The sequence below is a fragment of the Burkholderia sp. BCC0397 genome, from assembly GCF_902832865.1.
GTDB lineage: Bacteria > Pseudomonadota > Gammaproteobacteria > Burkholderiales > Burkholderiaceae > Burkholderia.
In genome coordinates this window covers 1,041,743-1,059,702 of record NZ_CADFDL010000002.1, presented here as the reverse complement: position 1 = coordinate 1,059,702, position 17,960 = coordinate 1,041,743, and the positions used below count along the sequence as shown (strand labels likewise).

Sequence of the window (17,960 nt, the reverse complement as noted above, 5' to 3'; positions counted from 1 at the left end):
CGTCAGTCTCCGAGGAACGCGATGATCAGGCGGTTCACGTCTGCGGCCGCCTCCATCTGCACCATGTGCCCGCTGCCGGCGATCACCTCGGCGCGCACGCCGTCCGGCAAGCCCTGCGCATGCTGCGCGGGAATCACCTGGTCGCGCTCGCCCCAGATCACGAGCGTGCGCGGCGCAAGCGTCGCGATGCGCTCACGGAACACGCGGCGCTGGGTCGCGCCGTCGAACGCGGCGTTCGCGATCTTCTCCAGCGCGGCCGGCACGCCTTCGAGCCGCTTGTACTTGACGAGATCCTCGACGAGCTGCCGCGTGACCAGCGCGTCGTCCGCGAACAGCGCGCCGAGGTGCGGCTTCAGCGTGTTGCGGCTGTTGCCGGCGACGAAGCCGTCGATGTACGCGCGGTTGATGTCGGCGCCGAGCCCCGCGCTCGCGATCAGCGTGAGCGAAGCGACGCGTTGCGGCGCGCGCTCGGCCGCCGTCATCGCGACCGCGCCGCCCATCGAATGGCCGATCAAGTGCGCGCGCTCGATGTGCTGCGCATCGAGCAGCGCGAGCACCGCGTCGGCCAGTTCGTCGAGGCTGCCGGTCTCGACCGCCTTGCCCGATTCGCCATGGCCGGGCAGATCGAGCGCCCACACCGGCCGGTGCGCGGCGAGATCCGCATGATTGAACAGCCAGTTGTTCAGGTCGCCGCCGAAGCCGTGGATCAGCACGGCCGGCGTGCCCGAACCCTCGCCCAGCTTCAGGAAGCGGATCGTACGGCCGCCGATCTGCGCCTTCTCGGGCTGCGGGCCGGCCGCCTCGTCGGAAGCCGCGCTCGGCACGAAATCGCGCTGGAAGTCGGCGATCGCCGCATCGATGTCGGCGTCGCTCGCATCGGCGGCCGCGACGACGCCGAGCAGCGCGCCGACGGGCAGCGTCTCGCCCTCCTGCGCGACCTGCCGGCGCAGCGTGCCGTCGAATGCGCATTCGACGCCCGACGAGATCTTGTCGGTCTCGACGTCGAGCACCTCGTCGCCCTTCGCCACGCGTTCGCCGATCGCCTTCAGCCAGCCGTTGACCTGCCCCTGCTCCATCGACAGCCCCCACTTGGGCATCGTGATCATGTGAATCGACATCGTGTCAGCTCCTCGTCTTGAGTACCGCCTGCGCGATCGCATCGGCGGACGGGATATACAGGTCTTCCAGCACGCCGGCGAACGGCGCGGGCGTATGCGGCGCGGTGACCAGTTCGATCGGCGCCTTCAACGAATGGAATGCGCGCTGCGCGACGAGCGCGGCGATGTCGGTCGCGATCGAGCAGCGCGGGTTCGCTTCGTCGACGACCACCACGCGCCCGGTGCGCGCCGCACTTTCGAGGATCGTTTCCTCGTCGAGCGGCGACGTCGTGCGCAGGTCGATCACGTCGCACTGGATGCCGTCCTTCGCGAGCTTCGCGGCCGCGTCCATCGCGAGATGCACCATCCGGCCGTACGTGACGATCGTCGCATCGTCGCCGTCGCGCATCACGTTCGCCTCGCCGAACGGAATCGCATAGGATTCCTCGGGGACGTCGCCCTCACGCGTATAGAGCAGCTTGTGTTCGAGGAAGATCACGGGATCGTTGTCGCGGATCGCCTGGATCAAGAGCCCCTTCGCGTCGTACGGCGTCGACGGGCACACGACCTTCAGCCCCGGGATGTGCGTGAACAACGACGTGAGCATCTGCGAGTGCTGCGCGGCCGCGCGCAGGCCCGCGCCGTACATCGCGCGAATCACGACCGGCGTGACGGCCTTGCCGCCGAACATGTAGCGGAATTTCGCCGCCTGGTTGAAGATCTGGTCGAAACACACGCCCATGAAATCGATGAACATCAGTTCCGCGACGGGACGCATCCCGCACGCGGCAACTCCTACCGCCGCGCCGATGTAGCCGCCCTCCGACAGCGGCGTATCGAGCACGCGGCCCGGAAACTTGTGGAACAGCCCCTTCGTCACGCCGAGCACGCCGCCCCATGCGTCGTCCTCGCCCGGCGCGCCCGCGCCGCCCGCGTTGTCCTCGCCCATCACGATCACGCTGTCGTCGCGCGCCATTTCCTGCGCGAGCGCCTCGTTGATCGCCTGCGAATAAGTGATCTTCCTTGCCATGTCTGTCTCCTGGAATGTTCGGTTCGCCGTGCCGGCTGCTGGATCAGGCCGCGCTCACGGATACGACACGTAGACGTCGGCCAGCAGGTCGGCGGCATCCGGCAGCGGCGCCGCCTTCGCCTGCGCGACCGCGTCGTCGATCAGCGCCTTCACCTGGGCGTCGACCGCACGCAGGTCGTCGGTCGTCAGCGCTTCGGCGCGCACGACGCGGGTTTCGAAATGCTTCAGGCAGTCCTTCTCGTCGCGCAGCTTCTGCACTTCGCCCGGCGCACGGTAGGTTTGCGCATCGCCCTCGAAGTGGCCGAAATAGCGCGTCAACTTCACCTCGACGAGCGTCGGGCCGCCGCCGTTGCGCGCACGCTCGACGGCCTCGCCGAGCGCCTCGTGCACCGCGAAGAAGTCGAAGCCGTCGACGATCACGCCCGGCATCCCGAACCCGTTCGCCCGATCGGCGATGTTGTCGGTCGCGACCGACCAGCTCGACGACGTCGCTTCCGCATAGCCGTTGTTTTCGGCGACGAAGATCGCGGGCAGCCGCCACACCGACGCGAGGTTCATCGATTCGAAGATCACGCCCTGGTTCGACGCGCCGTCGCCGAAGAAGCACACGCCGACGCCGCCGGTCTTCTTGTGCTTGGCCGCGAGCGCCGCGCCGCACACGAGCGGCCCGCCCGCACCGACGATCCCGTTCGCGCCGAGCATCCCCATCGACAGGTCGGCGATGTGCATCGAGCCGCCCTTGCCGTGGCAGACGCCGGTCTTCTTGCCGTAGATCTCGGCCATCATCCCGTGCACGTCGACGCCCTTCGCGATGCAGTGGCCGTGGCCGCGGTGCGTGGTGGCCACGTAGTCGTCGAGGCCGAGGTGCAGCATCGTGCCGACGGCGGACGCCTCCTCGCCCGCATACAGGTGAACGAAGCCGGGGATCTCGCCGGTCGCGAATTCGACGTGCAGGCGTTCCTCGAATTCGCGGATCGTGCGCATCAGCCGATAGGCGTCCAGCAGCGTGTCCCTGCCGAGCTGTGTCGAAGCGGTCATGTGTGTCTCCTGGTTAGGTCTGACTGCGAATGCCGCCCCGGCCGTGCCGTGGCGGCGGATTGCACGGCCTCGCGGCCGTCAGTGAAACGTGAAGCCGCCGTCGACGTTCACGGCCTGGCCCGTCACGTTGTCCATCGTCGCGAAGAACAGCGCGAGCCGGCCCATGTCTTCCGGCGTCTGCGCGCGGCCCTGCGGAATCAGCGTCAACTGGTGCCGCTGCCACGATTCCTCGACCGATTCGCCGTCGGTCTTCCATTCGTCGGACAGCCGGTCCCACATATAGGTACGGACGATGCCGGGGCAGATCGCGTTGACGGTCACGCCGTCGCGCGCGAGTTCCTTGGCCAGCGCGTTGGTGAAGCCGACGACCGCGAATTTCGATGCGCTGTAATGCGCGAGATTCGGAAAGCCTTCCTTGCCCGCGATCGACGCGACGTTGATGATCCGGCCGCGCCCCTGTGCCTTCAGGTGAGCCAGTGCCGCCCGGCAGCCGAGGAACGTGCCCTTCGCGTTCACGTCCATCACGAAATCCCAGTCGCGCTCGGTCAGTTCGGCGACCGGATGAATGCTGATCACGCCCGCGCAGTTCACGAGGATGTCGAGGCCGCCGAGGTCGGCGAGCGCCTGCGCGACCATCGCGTCGACCTGCGCGGCCTGCGTGACGTCGACCTGCGCGATCGCCGCTCGGCGACCGAGCGCGCGCACCTCGCGTGCGGTGGCGTCGAGCGCGTCGTCGAGCAGGTCGGCCAGCAGGATGTCGGCACCGGCGCCGGCGAGCGTCAGCGCGATGCCGCGCCCGATGCCGCGCGCGCCGCCCGTGACGATGGCGACCTGTCCTTCGAGTGGGGCTGTCATGGCGATGTCTCCTTGATGATCGTTATGGATGGCGAAACGTCGTTCGTAGAACCGATATATCAGTCGTGCCACGCACCGGCATCGCGCAGCAGTTGCCGCGACGACGCGTAGCGCAGCGTGCGGCCGACGTCGATCGTCAACGGCCCGCGCCAGTCGAGCACAATCTCGTAGCGATCGCCGCGCGCGACCTCGATCTCGCGCTCGCCGTCGAACGCGAGCGTGCCGCGCTCGAATGGAATCGCGTGCCACGTGCCCGGTTCGAGCCGCTCGCAACTGCGCATCACGACGCGGTCGACGCGCCCCGGCGCGATCGGCGCGACGAGCGGCGTGCCGGCCGACTTGCCGGCTTCCGCGAAGCGCATCGCAAGCCCGTGCGGCGCGCTGCGTTCGAGCGGCGCCCATGCGCCGCCGAGCGCGGACAGGCCGATGCCGTCCGGTTCCGCGAACGTCAGGTAGAGCGCGTCGATGTCGTCGGAGCCGGAGATCGCGCGCGCACCGATGAAGCGCTGCCGCGCGGCGCACACGTCGACGAGCGCGATCTCCTCGCGCCCCGGCTGCGCGCCCGCGACGCAGCGCACGACGAGCCGCTTGTTGCGCACGAACGCGACCTCGGCCGGCACGGCGCCGGTCGCGGCGAGCCCTGCGGCGACGCCGGCGACGGTCGCCTCGCGATGTTCGGGAAACGCGTTGTTGGTGCCGGTGGACAGCGCGACGAGCGGCGTCGCGCCGCAATGCGCGGCCACCGCGCGATGGGTGCCGTCGCCGCCGAGCACGACGATCAGCGACACCTCCATCCGGTGCAGGTACGCGGCGCCGGCCTGCGTGTCGGCGACGGTATCGGTGATCGGCAGGTCGACGAATTCGACCTCGGGCCAGCGCTCGTGCGGCGCGACCGCGCGATGCGTGTCGATCGCGCGCAGCAGCAGCGTCGCGATACCCGTGCGGTCGCGCAGCGTCAGCACGCGCTCGACGCCCATCGCGCCGAGGCCGGCCAGGAGGCGCACGATCATGTTCGCCTTCTCCGCGGTCGGAAACACGGATGCATGCGTCGTGAGGCGGCGGATGTCGCGCCCCGATGCGGGGTTCGCGATCACGCCGACGGTAACGGGCGTCGTCACGGGTTTGTCTCCATCCAGTTGGCGAGGCCTGCGCATTGGCACGCGCCGGCTCCGCCTGTTTCGTCCGCTGCCATCGACGGGCGGCGGATCGTCGTCGCCGACGCGATCGCGCCGGCTTGCCCGTCATCTCTGCAAGCGGCGTGCCATCGTGCGTGCGATGGCCGCGAAACCCGCGTCCGCACTGGCGCGGCGGGCATGCGCGTGCTCGGGATGCGCGGCCGTGACGATGCGGCGCGCGTTGAATTCAGTGGGACGTCTCACGTCGTCGATACGGCGACGCGATCGTCGCGGCGTCTGCGCATGCCCGGCGTTCTGCCCGCAAACCCTGCGTTCGCGCGGCGCCGCGCATGTAACGCCCCGCCGGACGACGGCCGCACGCCACGCATGTGACCGTCTCAACTGCGCGAGACACGCTGCGATACCGGTGAGACGACCGTCTCACGCGCGCCGCGTGCTGCGATGCAATGTGATCCGCCGGACCGGATGTGCTACAAGAACAGCGACATCCCCGCCGTACGGAACCGGAGCCGACCATGCCCTATGCCGTCCCCCAGGCCCAGCACGCCGACCGTGTACTCGGCGCGCTCGCCGGACGCCTGCCCGCGCCGGCCGATTCCACGCGCCTCGTGTCGTCGTGGCAACGGTCGCTGGAACGCTACCGTCTCGACCCCGCTTCGTCGATCGGCCCGCGCGTGCTGACCGCGGCCGAGCTGCGCGAAGTGCGCGACAAGGAAGAAGCCTTCCTGCGCGCGTCGGGCCAGTGCCTGACGCGGCTGCACGACATGATTCGCGTGGCCGACTACTGCGTGATGCTGACCGACGCGCACGGCGTGACGATCGACTACCGGATCGACCGCGAGCGCCGCAACGACTTCCGTCATGCGGGGCTGCACATCGGCTCGTGCTGGTCGGAAAGCGAGGAAGGGACCTGCGGCGTCGCGAGCGTGCTGACCGATCTCGCGCCGATCACCGTGCACAAGACCGATCACTTTCGCGCGGCGTTCACGACGCTCACGTGCAGCGCGGCGCCGATCTTCTCGCCGGGCGGCGAGCTGATCGGCGTGCTCGACGCGTCGGCCGTGCATTCGCCGGACGGCCGCGACAGCCAGCGCCTCGTCTATCAGCTCGTGCGGCAGAGCGCGGCGCTGATCGAGGACGGCTACTTCGTGCACAGCACCGCGCAGCACTGGATATTGTTCGGGCATCCGAACCGTCACTACGTCGAGGCGCAGCCCGAATGGCTGATCGCGTTCGACGAATGCGGCAACATCGTCGCCGCGAACCGGCACGCGCGCGACGCGCTGCCGGCGCTGCGCGAGCCGCGCCATATCGACGAGATCTTCGATGCGACCGAGATGCCGCTGCGCGACGCCGCGCGGCTCGATGCGATCGTCGCGCTGCGGCTGCGCGCGACCGGCGCCCCGCTCTACGCGCGGCTGCGTGCGCCGCTACGGCGTGCCGGCCGCGAACCCGGCGCGGCATCGCGCCGCCCGGGCACCGCCGCGCCGCGTCACGTCGGCGCGCTGACGCCGTTCCTGAACAGCAGCGACCCGCGCATCGCGCAACAGGCCGAACTCGCGCTGCGCGTCGCGAGCAAGCGGCTGCCGATCCTCGTGCTCGGCGAAACCGGCGCGGGCAAGGAAGTGTTCGCCCGCGCGATCCACGACGCCGGCGCGCGGCGCACGCGGCCGTTCGTCGCCGTCAACTGCGGCGCGCTGCCGGAAGCGCTGATCGAGAGCGAACTGTTCGGTTATGCGGCCGGCGCGTTCACCGGCGCACGCAAGCACGGCGCGCGCGGCAAGATCGCGCTCGCCGACGGCGGCACGCTGTTTCTCGATGAAATCGGCGACATGCCGCTCGCGCTGCAGACGCGCCTGCTGCGCGTACTCGCCGACGGCGAAGTCGTGCCGCTCGGCAGCGATACGCCCGTGCGCGTCGATCTCGACGTGATCTGCGCGACCCACCGCGATCTCGCGCGGATGGTGGCCGACGGCACGTTCCGCGAAGATCTGTACTACCGGTTGAGCGGCGCGACGTTCGACCTGCCGCCGCTGCGCGAACGCGCGGACGTGCGCGACGTGATCGCCGCGGTGTTCGCCGAGGAAGCGCAGGCGACCGGCCACGTGCTCACGCTCGACGCGACGCTCGCCGAACAGCTCGCCGCGTACCCATGGCCGGGCAACGTGCGGCAACTGCGCAACGTGCTGCGCTATGCGTGCGCGGTGTGCGACGCCGCGCGCGTGACGCGGCGCGACCTGCCGGCCGATCTCGCCGCGCAACTCGGCGGCGCCCCGGCGGGCGCGCTGCCCGACGACGAACGCGGCCGCATCGTCGCCGCGCTCACCGCGCATCGCTGGCGGCCCGACGCGACCGCCAGCGCGCTCGGCATCTCGCGCGCGACGCTGTACCGGCGCATCGCGAAGTACCGGATCGTCGCGCCGCACCGCGCGTGACGCGCGGGCGCGCGCTCCGTCATGCGGGCTGCCCGGCCGCTTCGTTCGCGTGGTCTGCCGCGCCGGCCGCTTCGTCGCGCCGCGTGAACACCTCGTGCGCGGCAAACAACGCGTTGAGCGCGGCCGGCATCCCCGCATACACGGCCATCTGCATGAACACCTCGACGATCTCGTCGCGCGTGCAGCCGACGTTCAGCGCGGCCTCGATATGCACCTTCAATTGCGGCTGCGCATTGCCGAGCGCGGCCAGCGCGGCGATCGTCGCGATTTCGCGCGCCTTCAGGTCGAGCTGCGGCCGGCTGTAGATGTCGCCGAAGCTGAATTCGACCAGCAGCCGCCCGAAGTCCGGCGCGATCGGCGCAAGCGCCGCGATCACGCGTTCGCCCGCTTCGCCGTCGATTTCCTTGAGTTTGTTCCAGCCGCGCGTGTAGCGATCCTCAACGAGTCGTTCCATCGTGTCCGTCCTGTTCCGATAAAGAGTGAGAAGGATTCGCCCGTCGTTCCGTTTCCCGTTCCTGCGCCTCGTAGTACGCGATCTTGTCGCCGATCGCATCGAGGCTCGCCTGCAGCTCCGCGATATGCGCGCGCACCGCGTCGCGATGCGCGACCAGCAAGTCGCGCCGCGCGCCGAACGTCGACTCGCCCTGCTCGCGCAGCACCGCGAACGCCTGCATCTGCGCGATCGGCATGCCGGTCGCCTTCAGGCGCATCACGAAGGCCAGCCAGTCAAGGTCGGCCGGCGCATAGAGCCGGTGCCCGGCCGCCGTGCGCGAAATCGCGCGCAGCAGGCCGGCCTGCTCGTAATACCGCAACGTATGCGTCGACACGCCCGTCAGTTCGGCGACTTGCCCGATCGTCAGCGGGCCGGCGGCGGTGGATTGGGATACGGTTTTCGACATGGCAGGAACAAGGTTAGGAGTTAGAGTTCACTCTAAGTCAAGCGTTGTCGAACAGCCAGCGTCGCGTTTCCCCGCGATACCCCGGCAACACCGTAAAGAATGGTCAAAATCGGCGCCCGGCACCGGTTTCGGCCTTTACAGCACCGCAAGCCTTCAGCAAGATTCGGTCAGCCTGTCTCAAAAAGGGCACGCATTTGTCCTATGCTTAACGGCGACGCCCGGCCACCTCGCGCCCCGTCGTCCGTTGCAACAGCCATTCATCCGTCAGAACCAGGGAGCCTTTGCCATGCTGAAAAAGCTGCTGATGCTGTTCGTCGCGCTATCGCTGTCGCTCGCCGCCGGCCTTGCCGCGGCCGTCGAAGTCAACACGGCTGACCAGGCCGCGCTCGAATCCGTGAAGGGTCTCGGGCCCGTGAAGTCGAAGGCGATCATCGACGAACGCACCAAGAACGGCCCGTTCAAGGACGCCGACGATCTCGCGAACCGCGTGAAGGGCCTCGGCACCAAGTCGGTCGGGCATCTGGAAGAAAACGGCCTGACGATCGGCGGCGCGTCGACGCCGCCGAAGGGCGTGAAGCTGTCGAAGCCGGCCGCGACGACGTCGGCGACCCCGTCGACCACGACGTCGGCAGGCACCGCATCGACGTCCACGGCCGCGACGGCCGGCACGACAACCGCGGCGCCCGCGCCGGCGGCGAGCGCACCGGAAGCGGCCGCCAAGCCGGCCAAGACCAAGCGCGCATCGAAGAAGGAAAAGGCGGCAGCGGCTGCCGCGGCATCCGCCGACGCGGGTGCGAGCGCACTGGCGGCCGCGTCGTCCACGAAGGCGACGAAGGGTTCGAAGAAGAAGAGCAAGAAGGACAAGGCAGCCTCCGCCGCCGCGGCGTCGGGCGCCTGATGTGCGCCGCGCGCGCGACGGCGTGCGCGCGGCATTCGTTCAACGGGCGCCGTCGTCACGGCGCCCTTTTCAGTGAAGGTGAAGAACCATGGGTCTCCTCGACATCGTTGGCGGTCTGATCGGCGGCCAGGCCGGCGGCAACTCGCAAAGCGCGCTGATCACCACCGCGCTCGAATTCATCAACAACCAGCCGGGCGGCCTGAACGGGCTGATCGAGAAGTTCAAGGCCGGCGGCGCCGGCGAGGTGATCGGCTCGTGGGTCGGCACCGGCGAAAACCAGCCGATCTCGCCGGACACGCTGCAGAACGTGCTCGGCTCGGACATCGTCGGCTCGCTCGCGAGCAAGGTCGGCATCGATCCGTCGCAGGCCTCGTCGATCCTCGCGCAGGTGCTGCCGCACGTCGTCAACGGCGCGACGCCGAACGGCGAAGTGCCGGCCGGCGGCCAGATCGACACGTCGAACGTGCTCGGCACGCTCACGCAGCTCGCCGGCATGTTCGGCGGCAACAAGCAGGCCTGAGCCCGCACCGCTTCGACTGACTGCCGGGCAGCGGTTTCGGCCGCCCCATATGCAAACACCCCGCCTGAGCGGGGTGTTTGTTTTTGCGCGCCCGGCGTGAACCGGGCGCGAACCAGGCATACGCCGATCGACGGCGCTCAGTGCACGACGCGGTCGAACACGAACGTGCCGTCGTTGACGTCGACCGGAATCACGTCCTTCGGACCGAAGCGGCCGGCGAGGATCAGCTTCGCGACCGGGTTCTCGATCTCCTGCTGGATCGCGCGCTTCAGCGGCCGCGCGCCGAACACCGGATCGTAGCCGACCTTCGCGATCTGTTCGAGCGCCGCGGGCGACACGTCGAGCGCCATGTCGAGCTTCGCGAGCCGGTCGTGCAGGCGCGCGAGCTGGATCTTCGCGATCGACTCGATGTTGCTGCGGTCGAGCGCATGGAACACGACGACGTCGTCGATCCGGTTCAGGAACTCGGGGCGGAAATGCTGCTTCACCTCGAGCCATACCGCGTCCTTGATCTCGTCCTGCGGCGCACCCGTCATCGCCTGGATCACCTGCGAGCCGAGGTTCGACGTCATCACGATCACCGTGTTCTTGAAGTCGACCGTACGCCCCTGCCCGTCGGTCATGCGACCGTCGTCGAGCACCTGCAGCAGCACGTTGAACACGTCCGGATGCGCCTTCTCGATCTCGTCGAGCAGGATCACGCTGTACGGCTTGCGGCGCACGGCTTCCGTCAGGTAGCCGCCCTCCTCATAGCCGACATAGCCCGGCGGCGCGCCGATCAGCCGCGCGACGCTGTGCTTCTCCATGAACTCGCTCATGTCGATGCGGATCAGGTGCTCTTCCGAATCGAACAGGAACGACGCCAGCGCCTTGCACAGCTCGGTCTTGCCGACCCCCGTCGGGCCGAGGAACAGGAACGAGCCGTACGGACGGTTCGGATCGGCGAGACCCGCGCGCGAACGACGGATCGCATCGGCCACCGCGCTGATCGCCTCGTCCTGGCCGACCACGCGCTCGTGCAGCTTTTCCTCGATGTGCAGCAGCTTCTCGCGTTCGCCCTGCATCATCCGCGACACGGGAATGCCCGTCGAACGCGACACGACTTCCGCGATTTCCTCGGCGCCGACCTGCGTGCGCAGCAGGCGCGGGCGCGTCGGGTTGTGCTGCTCCTGCTCTTCCGCCTGCGTGACCTGCTTCAGCTGTGCCTCGAGCTGCGGCAGCTTGCCGTACTGCAGCTCGGCGACCTTCTCCAGCTTGCCTTCACGCTGCAGGCGCGCGATGTCCGCCCGCACCTTCTCGATCTCTTCCTTGAGCTGCGCGCTGCCCTGCACCGCCGCCTTCTCGGCGGTCCAGATCTCTTCGAGATCCGAATACTCGCGGCCGAGGCGGTCGATCTCTTCCTCGATCAGTTGCAGGCGCTTCTGCGACGCTTCGTCCTGCTCCTTCTTCACGGCTTCGCGCTCGATCTTCAGCTGGATCAGACGACGGTCGAGCTTGTCCATCTCTTCGGGCTTCGAATCGATTTCCATCTTGATCTTCGAAGCGGCTTCGTCGATCAGGTCGATGGCCTTGTCGGGCAGGAAGCGGTCGGTGATGTAGCGATGCGACAGCTCGGCCGCGGCGACGATCGCCGGGTCGGTGATGTCGACACCGTGGTGCAGTTCGTACTTCTCCTGCAGCCCGCGCAGGATCGCGATCGTCGCCTCGACGCTCGGCTCGTCGACGAGCACCTTCTGGAAGCGGCGTTCGAGCGCGGCGTCCTTCTCGATGTACTTGCGGTATTCGTCGAGCGTGGTCGCACCGATGCAGTGCAGCTCGCCGCGCGACAGCGCCGGCTTCAGCATGTTGCCCGCATCCATCGCGCCTTCGGCCTTGCCCGCGCCGACCATCGTGTGGATCTCGTCGATGAAGACGATCGTCCGGCCTTCGTCCTTCGCGATGTCGTTGAGCACGGCCTTCAGGCGTTCCTCGAACTCGCCGCGATACTTCGCACCGGCGAGCAGCGCGGCCATGTCGAGCGACAGCACGCGCTTGCCCTTCAGCGTCTCGGGCACTTCGCCGTTGACGATCCGCTGCGCGAGCCCTTCGACGATCGCGGTCTTGCCGACGCCCGGCTCGCCGATCAACACCGGGTTGTTCTTGGTGCGGCGCTGCAGGATCTGGATCGAGCGGCGGATTTCGTCGTCGCGGCCGATCACCGGATCGAGCTTGCCCGCGCGGGCGCGCTCGGTCAGGTCGACCGTGTATTTCTTCAGCGCCTCGCGTTGGCTTTCCGCATCCTGGCTGTGCACCTGCGAGCCGCCGCGCACCGCGGCGATCGCGGCTTCGAGCGACTTGCGCGTGAGACCGTGCTGGCGTGCGAGCTTGCCGGCCTCGCCCTTGTCGTCGGACACGGCGAGCAGGAACATCTCGCTCGCGATGAACGTGTCGTTGAGCTTCTGCGCTTCCTTGTCGGCCTGATTCAGCAGCCCGGCCAACTCACGGCCGATCTGGATGTCGCCGCCCGTGCCCGTCACTTGCGGCAGGCGCGAAATGGCTTCGTTCAGCGCGCCTTGCAGCGCCTGCACGTGAACGCCCGCACGCGACATCAGCGAGCGGGCCGAGCCGTCCTGCTGCGCGACCAGCGCCGCGAGTACGTGAACGGGTTCGATGTATTGATTGTCGCGGCCTGCCGCAAGGCTTTGCGCGTCCGCGAGTGCTTCCTGGAACTTGGTGGTGAGCTTGTCGATTCTCATTTAGTCGAGACCTCCAATTTTCGATTAACACCAAGATGAGGATGGTTATGCGGCTTTCAAGCGAAATTCGGGTTGATTCAGCGCAAAAATTGCCGGATCGCCTGAGAACGGCCCGGCGGCGTGCTGGGGTGGGCGCGAAGTGGGCGCGCGGCGCCTGCGTGTCAGTTGGCCTTGGACGACGGCTCGGCGGCTGCCGGCGCGTCGTCCGGCACCGGCGCGGCACGCACGAGCGCGACCGGACGGATGCCGAGCAGCGCCGCGAGCGGAGAGGCGGGCTCGGCCAGTTCGCCGAGCGTATGACGATCGAGTTCCGCGAAGAACGCATCGCGCGCGGCCGCCAGCACGCCCTTCAGCCGGCACTGCGGCTCGATCACGCAGCCGCGCGACTCGCCGCCGTCGGGCGAAAAGCAGCCGACCAGCGCGAAGTCGTTTTCGGTCGCCCGCACGACCTGGCCGACCGTCAGTTGCAGCGAATCGGCAAACAGCCGCAACCCGCCGTTGCGGCCGCGAACGGTGTCGACCCAGCCCAGCTCGCCGAGCTGCTGGACGACTTTCATCAGATGGTTCTTCGAGATGCCGTAGGCGTCCGAGATCTCCTGGATCGTCGCCAGCCCCTCGCCGCGCACGGCCAGGTACAGCATCACGCGCAGCGAATAGTCGGTGTAGTCGGTGAGTCTCATGAGCGAATACGGAAAAGATCGATCGTGCCCCGATGACGTGAGCCGGGCGGATCGCGATGCGTGCAGGGCCGATGGAGGGTGCCGTGGCACAGCCCCAGGTTGCCGGGATCGCGTGCGCACAATAAGATGCGTGATATTTACACGTTTTCCAGGGGTTATAGGACGCTATTTTGCGTCAAAATCCGGCCGGCGTCCTGCGCGTCGCCCGCGCCGCCGCCCCGATCCACCGGCCCCTTTTCGTCATGACTGCCCTGCCCGCCTCGCCCGAACCCGCACCGGCCCGCCCCCGCGACGCCGAGCCGACCGAAGACAACATCCGCGATCTCGTCTACGCGTTCTACGACCGCGTGCGCGCCGATCCGCTGCTCGGGCCCGTGTTCGACGCGAAGCTGGCCGGCCGCTGGGACGATCATCTGCCGAAGATGGTGACGTTCTGGTCGAGCCTCGTGCTCGGCACCAAGGGCTATCGCGGCAACGTGCAGCAGGCGCACCAGCCGCTCGACGGGATCGAACCGGCCCATTTCAGCCGCTGGCTGTCGCTGTTCCTGAGGACCGTCGAGGCGCGCTACGCGCCGCCCGCGGCGATCCGTTTCATGGAGCCCGCGCTGCGGATCGCGCAGAGCCTGCAGTTGAGCCGGTTCGGTTGGGACTACCGGATTCCGCCCGAGCAGCAGGCGCTGCTCGACGCGATCGCACCGCGCCGCCGCGACGCGGGCGACGATCCGCATGCGTTGCCGTCGCGCGCCCGCGGCGAGCCGTTTCCGACCAAGATCATCGGGCGCAGCGTCGACCCGGACGCGTAACGCCCGTCACGCGCGACGACGGCACGCATGCGGCACATCGCCGCATCGTCCCGCGCGCCGCGCTCAGCGCGGCGTGTTGCCCGACTCGACGCCCCAGCGCGCGAGCGCGGCGTCGTCGGTACTGCGCGCATCGACCCAGCGCTCGCCGTCCGGCGTCGTTTCCTTCTTCCAGAACGGCGCTTCGGTCTTCAGATAGTCCATCACGAACTCGCACGACGCGAACGCATCGCCGCGGTGCGACGCGACCGTCGCGACCATCACGATCTGGTCGAGCGGCAGCAGCCTGCCGACGCGATGCACGATCGCGACGTCGATGCCCGGCCAGCGCCGGCCGGCCTCGGCCGCGATCTTCTCGAGCGCCTTCTCGGTCATTCCCGGATAGTGCTCGAGCTCCATCGCGGCGACCGCATCGCCTTCGTTCAGGTCGCGCACCGTGCCGACGAAGCACGCGACCGCCCCGATCTTCGGGTTGCGCGCACGCAATGCCGCCACTTCGGCATTCAAATCGAAATCGTCCGTCTGGACTCGTATCGTTGCCATCACCGGTCCCTGTCGACCGGAGTTGGCGCTTCAGCGCTTACTCCGGTCCCATGCAAAGCTCAACCGCCCGTCACCGGCGGGAAAAACGCGACCTCGCAGCCTTCGGTGAGCCGCGTGTCGGGGTCGGTCATCTCGTGGTTGCAGGCCATCCGCAATGCGCGCCCTTCGGCGAGCGTGTCGGCCCACGCGCCGCCGCGCACGCGCAGCCACGCGCGCACGTCGCCGACGGTCGTCACGCTGTCCGGCACGTTGGCTTCTTCGTCGGCCACGCCCAGTGCTTCACGCACGCTTGCAAAAAATTTCAGCTGAATCTTCATGGTTCGGGAAGCCGTCGCGTTACGACAGCAATTCGGAAAACGGAATGAAACGCACGGTCTCGCCAGCGCTGATCGCGTGCTGCGGCGGATTGTCGATCAGGCCGTCGCCCCAGACCGTCGACGTGAGCACGGCCGAGCTCTGGTTCGGGAACAGGTCGAGGCCGCCGGCCGCATTGACGCGCGCACGCAGGAATTCGTTGCGCCGGTCGCCCTTGCTCTGCGAAAAATCGGCACGCAGCGACAACGCGCGCGGCGCGACGTCGCGCACGCCGGACAGGCGCAGCAGGAACGGCCGCACGAACAGCAGGAACGTGACGAAGCTCGAGACGGGGTTGCCGGGCAGCCCGATGAAATGCGCGTCGGCGCGCTCGTCGCCGCGGCGCACCGCGCCGTACGCGAGCGGCTTGCCGGGCTTCATCGCGATCTGCCACAGCGCGAGCCGCCCTTCGGCCTCGACGGCCGGCTTCACGTGATCCTCGTCGCCGACCGACACGCCGCCGCTCGTCAGGATCACGTCGTGATCGCGGGCGGCCTCGCGCAGCGTATCGCGCGTCGCGGCCAGCGAGTCGGGCACGATCCCGTAGTCGGTCACGTGGCAGCCGAGCCGCTCGAGCAGCCCGCGCAGCGTGAAGCGGTTCGAGTTGTAGATCGCGCCGGGCTTCAGCGGCTCGCCCGGCATCGTCAGTTCGTCGCCGGTGAAGAACACCGCCACGCGAATCCGCCGCGCGACCGACAACTGCGCGCAACCGACCGATGCGGCGAGACCCAGCGCCTGCGGCGTGAGCCGCGTGCCGGCCGGCAGGATCACCGAACCCTGGCGGATGTCCGCGCCCTGCGCGGTGATCCATTCACCGGCCTTCGGCGTGTGCAGGATTTCGACCGCGTCGCCGTCGGCCGATGCCTGCTCCTGCATTACGACGGCGTCGGCGCCGGGCGGCACCGTCGCGCCGGTGAAGATCCGCGCGGCCGTGCCGGCCGCGAGCGGGGCGGCCGGGTGCCCGGCCGGAATGCGCTGCGACACCGGCAAGCGCCGATCGCCGTGCAGCAGGTCGGCGACACGCACCGCATACCCGTCCATCGCGCTCGTATGCATCGGCGGCACGTCGAGCGGCGAGCTCACGTCGGCCGCCAGCACGCGGCCGAGCGCGTCGAGCGCGTCGAGCGTGGCGACGGTTTCGGCGCCGGGCAGCGGCTTCGCGGCATCGAGCAGCGCGGCGAGCGCCTCGGCGGTCGACAGCATCGGCGCGCGCGGCGCCGCGGGATTCGGGTTCGACATCGATGGAATCGGGGATCGTTGGAGTCAATACGTCATTGTAGCGACGCCGCCACGCGCACGCGCGATATGGCGAGCATGCGAAGACTGTGATCGGCGCGAACGCGCGGGTCTGGCACTTGTTTCGCGCGGCGTGCAATGCCGGGAAGACCAAACGAAACGGCCGGAACCCCGATCCGTTCGACGAATCGGCATTCCGGCCGTCCTGCGCCGCCGGGCTTGCAACCCGCGGCCCGGTGCTGCGTCATGCGCCCGTATGAGCGACGATGAAGTCCTTCACCTGCTGCGCGTCGGCCCTCACGACCTCGAAGCGCTGCGGCAGCGCCTCGAGCCCGTCGAATGCGGCCGGCCGCTCGGCTTCGCGATCGAGCGCTTCGCGGATCGTCTCGCCGAACTTGATCGGCTGCGCCGTCTCGAGCACGACCATCGGCACGCCGGCCTCCAGATGCTCGCGCGCGACCTTCACGCCGTCGGCCGTGTGCGTATCGATCATCGTGCTGTAGCGCGAGAACACGTCGCGGATCGTCGCGATGCGGTCGGTGTGGCTGCTGCGGCCCGACACGAAACCGAATTCGGCGACGCGCGCGAAATCGCCGCTCGCCGCGAGATCGAAGCCGCCCTTCTCCTCGACGTCGCGGAACAGCTGCATCACGCGGGCCGGATCGCGGCCGAGCAGGTCGAACACGAAGCGCTCGAAGTTCGATGCCTTCGAGATGTCCATGCTCGGGCTGCTCGTGTGATAGGTGTGCTCGGCGCTGCGCACGCGATACGCGCCGGTGCGGAAGAACTCGTCGAGCACGTCGTTCTCGTTGGTCGCGACCACCAGCTTCGCGATCGGCAGCCCCATCATCCGCGCGATGTGGCCCGCGCAGACGTTGCCGAAGTTGCCCGACGGCACCGTGAACGACACGCGCTCGTCGTTGGACTGTGTCGCCGCGAAGTAGCCCTTGAAGTAGTACACGACCTGCGCGACGACGCGCGCCCAGTTGATCGAGTTGACCGTGCCGATCTTCTGCTGCGCCTTGAACGCGTGATCGTTCGACACGGCCTTCACGATGTCCTGGCAATCGTCGAACACGCCTTCGACCGCGAGGTTGAAGATGTTCGGATCCTGCAGGCTGAACATCTGCGCCGTCTGGAACGCGCTCATCTTCTTGTGCGGCGACAGCATGAACACGCGCACGCCGGCCTTGCCGCGCATCGCGTATTCGGCCGCGCTGCCCGTATCGCCCGACGTCGCGCCGAGAATGTTCAGCGCTTCGCCATGCTTCGCGAGCGTGTACTCGAACAGGTTGCCGAGCAACTGCATCGCCATGTCCTTGAACGCGAGCGTCGGGCCGTTCGACAGTTCGAGCAGCGACAGCGCCGTGCCGTTCTCGGTGCCGAGCGTCTTCAGCGGCGTGATGTCGGATGCGTTCTCGCCGTGGCGCGTGTTGCTGTACACGTCGGCCGTGTACGTGCGGCGCGTGATCGCGCGCAGGTCGTCGGCCGGCACGTCGTCGCAGAACTTCGACAGGATCTCGAACGCGAGATCCGCGTACGACAGCGTGCGCCAGCGCGCGAGCTCGTCGGCGGACACCTTCGGATACTCGGCCGGCAGGTACAGCCCGCCGTCCTTCGCGAGACCGCCGAGCAGGATGTCGGAGAACGTATGGCGCTCGCCGATGCCGGCGCCGCGCGTGGAGATGTAGTTCATGTCGTCCT

The 17,960-nt window shown here is 68.4% G+C and carries 17 protein-coding genes; 4 read left to right on the top strand and 13 right to left on the bottom strand.

The annotated features are described in order from the left end of the window. Positions 1 to 2 precede the first annotated feature (2 nt). From HWX03_RS09685 to HWX03_RS09665, 5 genes are all read right to left on the bottom strand, one after another. Positions 3 to 1,118 (bottom strand): acetoin dehydrogenase dihydrolipoyllysine-residue acetyltransferase subunit, encoded by a 1,116-nt coding sequence (locus HWX03_RS09685; RefSeq protein WP_175871087.1) that lies wholly within the window; start codon positions 1,116 to 1,118, stop codon positions 3 to 5. A 4-nt stretch (positions 1,119 to 1,122) separates the two neighbouring features. Continuing rightward, positions 1,123 to 2,127, bottom strand: a complete 1,005-nt coding sequence (locus tag HWX03_RS09680; protein ID WP_175871086.1) for an alpha-ketoacid dehydrogenase subunit beta — start codon at positions 2,125 to 2,127, stop codon at positions 1,123 to 1,125. A gap of 54 nt (positions 2,128 to 2,181) precedes the next feature. Beyond that, on the bottom strand, positions 2,182 to 3,165 hold the full coding sequence (locus HWX03_RS09675) for a thiamine pyrophosphate-dependent dehydrogenase E1 component subunit alpha (RefSeq protein WP_175871085.1): 984 nt from the start codon (positions 3,163 to 3,165) through the stop codon (positions 2,182 to 2,184). 78 nt (positions 3,166 to 3,243) lie between these two features. Further along, the gene (locus HWX03_RS09670; protein WP_175871084.1) at positions 3,244 to 4,020 is read right to left on the bottom strand and encodes an SDR family NAD(P)-dependent oxidoreductase; all 777 of its coding nucleotides are present in this window, start codon (positions 4,018 to 4,020) and stop codon (positions 3,244 to 3,246) included. 59 nt (positions 4,021 to 4,079) lie between these two features. Then, entirely contained in the window at positions 4,080 to 5,138 is a 1,059-nt protein-coding gene (locus HWX03_RS09665; protein WP_175871083.1) for an NAD(+)/NADH kinase, read from the bottom strand. Between the two features lie 533 nt (positions 5,139 to 5,671). Here HWX03_RS09665 and HWX03_RS09660 point away from each other — a divergent pair. After that, positions 5,672 to 7,591 (top strand): sigma-54-dependent Fis family transcriptional regulator, encoded by a 1,920-nt coding sequence (locus HWX03_RS09660; RefSeq protein ID WP_175871082.1) that lies wholly within the window; start codon positions 5,672 to 5,674, stop codon positions 7,589 to 7,591. A gap of 19 nt (positions 7,592 to 7,610) precedes the next feature. Here HWX03_RS09660 and HWX03_RS09655 read toward each other — a convergent pair whose 3' ends face one another. Beyond that, positions 7,611 to 8,045 carry a carboxymuconolactone decarboxylase family protein gene (locus HWX03_RS09655; protein WP_175871081.1) on the bottom strand — a complete coding sequence of 145 codons (435 nt, stop codon included), beginning with the start codon at positions 8,043 to 8,045 and terminating at the stop codon, positions 7,611 to 7,613. Further along, complete coding sequence (locus HWX03_RS09650) at positions 8,029 to 8,490, bottom strand: MerR family transcriptional regulator (protein ID WP_175871080.1); 462 nt, start codon at positions 8,488 to 8,490, stop codon at positions 8,029 to 8,031. Before HWX03_RS09650 ends, HWX03_RS09655 begins: the two co-directional genes overlap by 17 nt. 286 nt (positions 8,491 to 8,776) lie before the next feature. Here HWX03_RS09650 and HWX03_RS09645 point away from each other — a divergent pair, with 286 nt between their 5' ends. After that, a complete protein-coding gene (locus tag HWX03_RS09645; protein WP_175871079.1) occupies positions 8,777 to 9,388 on the top strand; it encodes a helix-hairpin-helix domain-containing protein in 612 nt (203 codons plus the stop codon). Positions 9,389 to 9,476: 88 nt separating this feature from the next. Beyond that, on the top strand, positions 9,477 to 9,908 hold the full coding sequence (locus tag HWX03_RS09640; RefSeq protein WP_175819689.1) for a YidB family protein: 432 nt from the start codon (positions 9,477 to 9,479) through the stop codon (positions 9,906 to 9,908). 137 nt (positions 9,909 to 10,045) lie between these two features. Here the strand turns inward: HWX03_RS09640 and clpB are convergent, their stop codons facing one another. Next, positions 10,046 to 12,643: an ATP-dependent chaperone ClpB gene (gene clpB / locus HWX03_RS09635; protein ID WP_175871078.1), complete on the bottom strand. Its 2,598-nt coding sequence runs from the start codon at positions 12,641 to 12,643 to the stop codon at positions 10,046 to 10,048. Positions 12,644 to 12,804: 161 nt separating this feature from the next. Continuing rightward, positions 12,805 to 13,323, bottom strand: a complete 519-nt coding sequence (locus HWX03_RS09630) for an Rrf2 family transcriptional regulator (protein WP_175871077.1) — start codon at positions 13,321 to 13,323, stop codon at positions 12,805 to 12,807. A gap of 242 nt (positions 13,324 to 13,565) precedes the next feature. Between HWX03_RS09630 and HWX03_RS09625 the strand changes: the two genes are divergently transcribed. Beyond that, positions 13,566 to 14,126, top strand: coding sequence for a group III truncated hemoglobin (locus HWX03_RS09625; RefSeq protein WP_175871076.1), 561 nt, complete (start codon positions 13,566 to 13,568; stop codon positions 14,124 to 14,126). A 63-nt stretch (positions 14,127 to 14,189) separates the two neighbouring features. Here the strand turns inward: HWX03_RS09625 and HWX03_RS09620 are convergent, their stop codons facing one another. The 4 genes from HWX03_RS09620 to thrC form a co-directional block, all read right to left on the bottom strand. Continuing rightward, positions 14,190 to 14,666, bottom strand: coding sequence for a molybdenum cofactor biosynthesis protein MoaE (locus HWX03_RS09620; protein WP_174431674.1), 477 nt, complete (start codon positions 14,664 to 14,666; stop codon positions 14,190 to 14,192). Between the two features lie 59 nt (positions 14,667 to 14,725). After that, positions 14,726 to 14,983: a molybdopterin converting factor subunit 1 gene (moaD, locus tag HWX03_RS09615; RefSeq protein ID WP_006478642.1), complete on the bottom strand. Its 258-nt coding sequence runs from the start codon at positions 14,981 to 14,983 to the stop codon at positions 14,726 to 14,728. A gap of 19 nt (positions 14,984 to 15,002) precedes the next feature. Further along, positions 15,003 to 16,259, bottom strand: coding sequence for a gephyrin-like molybdotransferase Glp (glp, locus tag HWX03_RS09610; RefSeq protein WP_175871075.1), 1,257 nt, complete (start codon positions 16,257 to 16,259; stop codon positions 15,003 to 15,005). A gap of 241 nt (positions 16,260 to 16,500) precedes the next feature. Beyond that, the gene (gene thrC / locus HWX03_RS09605) at positions 16,501 to 17,952 is read right to left on the bottom strand and encodes a threonine synthase (RefSeq protein WP_175871074.1); all 1,452 of its coding nucleotides are present in this window, start codon (positions 17,950 to 17,952) and stop codon (positions 16,501 to 16,503) included. Between the last annotated feature and the right edge of the window lie 8 nt (positions 17,953 to 17,960).

What these genes read in the sequence shown, in the direction of transcription:
- HWX03_RS09680 (WP_175871086.1), bottom strand. Translation starts at nt 2,127, where the DNA reads ATGGCAAGGAAGATCACTTATTCGCAGGCGATCAACGAGGCGCTCGCG.
- HWX03_RS09685 (WP_175871087.1), bottom strand. Translation starts at nt 1,118, where the DNA reads ATGTCGATTCACATGATCACGATGCCCAAGTGGGGGCTGTCGATGGAG.
- HWX03_RS09675 (WP_175871085.1), bottom strand. Translation starts at nt 3,165, where the DNA reads ATGACCGCTTCGACACAGCTCGGCAGGGACACGCTGCTGGACGCCTAT.
- clpB (WP_175871078.1), bottom strand. Translation starts at nt 12,643, where the DNA reads ATGAGAATCGACAAGCTCACCACCAAGTTCCAGGAAGCACTCGCGGAC.
- HWX03_RS09660 (WP_175871082.1), top strand. Translation starts at nt 5,672, where the DNA reads ATGCCCTATGCCGTCCCCCAGGCCCAGCACGCCGACCGTGTACTCGGC.
- HWX03_RS09630 (WP_175871077.1), bottom strand. Translation starts at nt 13,323, where the DNA reads ATGAGACTCACCGACTACACCGACTATTCGCTGCGCGTGATGCTGTAC.
- HWX03_RS09640 (WP_175819689.1), top strand. Translation starts at nt 9,477, where the DNA reads ATGGGTCTCCTCGACATCGTTGGCGGTCTGATCGGCGGCCAGGCCGGC.
- thrC (WP_175871074.1), bottom strand. Translation starts at nt 17,952, where the DNA reads ATGAACTACATCTCCACGCGCGGCGCCGGCATCGGCGAGCGCCATACG.
- glp (WP_175871075.1), bottom strand. Translation starts at nt 16,259, where the DNA reads ATGTCGAACCCGAATCCCGCGGCGCCGCGCGCGCCGATGCTGTCGACC.
- HWX03_RS09650 (WP_175871080.1), bottom strand. Translation starts at nt 8,490, where the DNA reads ATGTCGAAAACCGTATCCCAATCCACCGCCGCCGGCCCGCTGACGATC.
- HWX03_RS09655 (WP_175871081.1), bottom strand. Translation starts at nt 8,045, where the DNA reads ATGGAACGACTCGTTGAGGATCGCTACACGCGCGGCTGGAACAAACTC.
- HWX03_RS09620 (WP_174431674.1), bottom strand. Translation starts at nt 14,666, where the DNA reads ATGGCAACGATACGAGTCCAGACGGACGATTTCGATTTGAATGCCGAA.
- HWX03_RS09625 (WP_175871076.1), top strand. Translation starts at nt 13,566, where the DNA reads ATGACTGCCCTGCCCGCCTCGCCCGAACCCGCACCGGCCCGCCCCCGC.
- HWX03_RS09645 (WP_175871079.1), top strand. Translation starts at nt 8,777, where the DNA reads ATGCTGAAAAAGCTGCTGATGCTGTTCGTCGCGCTATCGCTGTCGCTC.
- HWX03_RS09670 (WP_175871084.1), bottom strand. Translation starts at nt 4,020, where the DNA reads ATGACAGCCCCACTCGAAGGACAGGTCGCCATCGTCACGGGCGGCGCG.
- moaD (WP_006478642.1), bottom strand. Translation starts at nt 14,983, where the DNA reads ATGAAGATTCAGCTGAAATTTTTTGCAAGCGTGCGTGAAGCACTGGGC.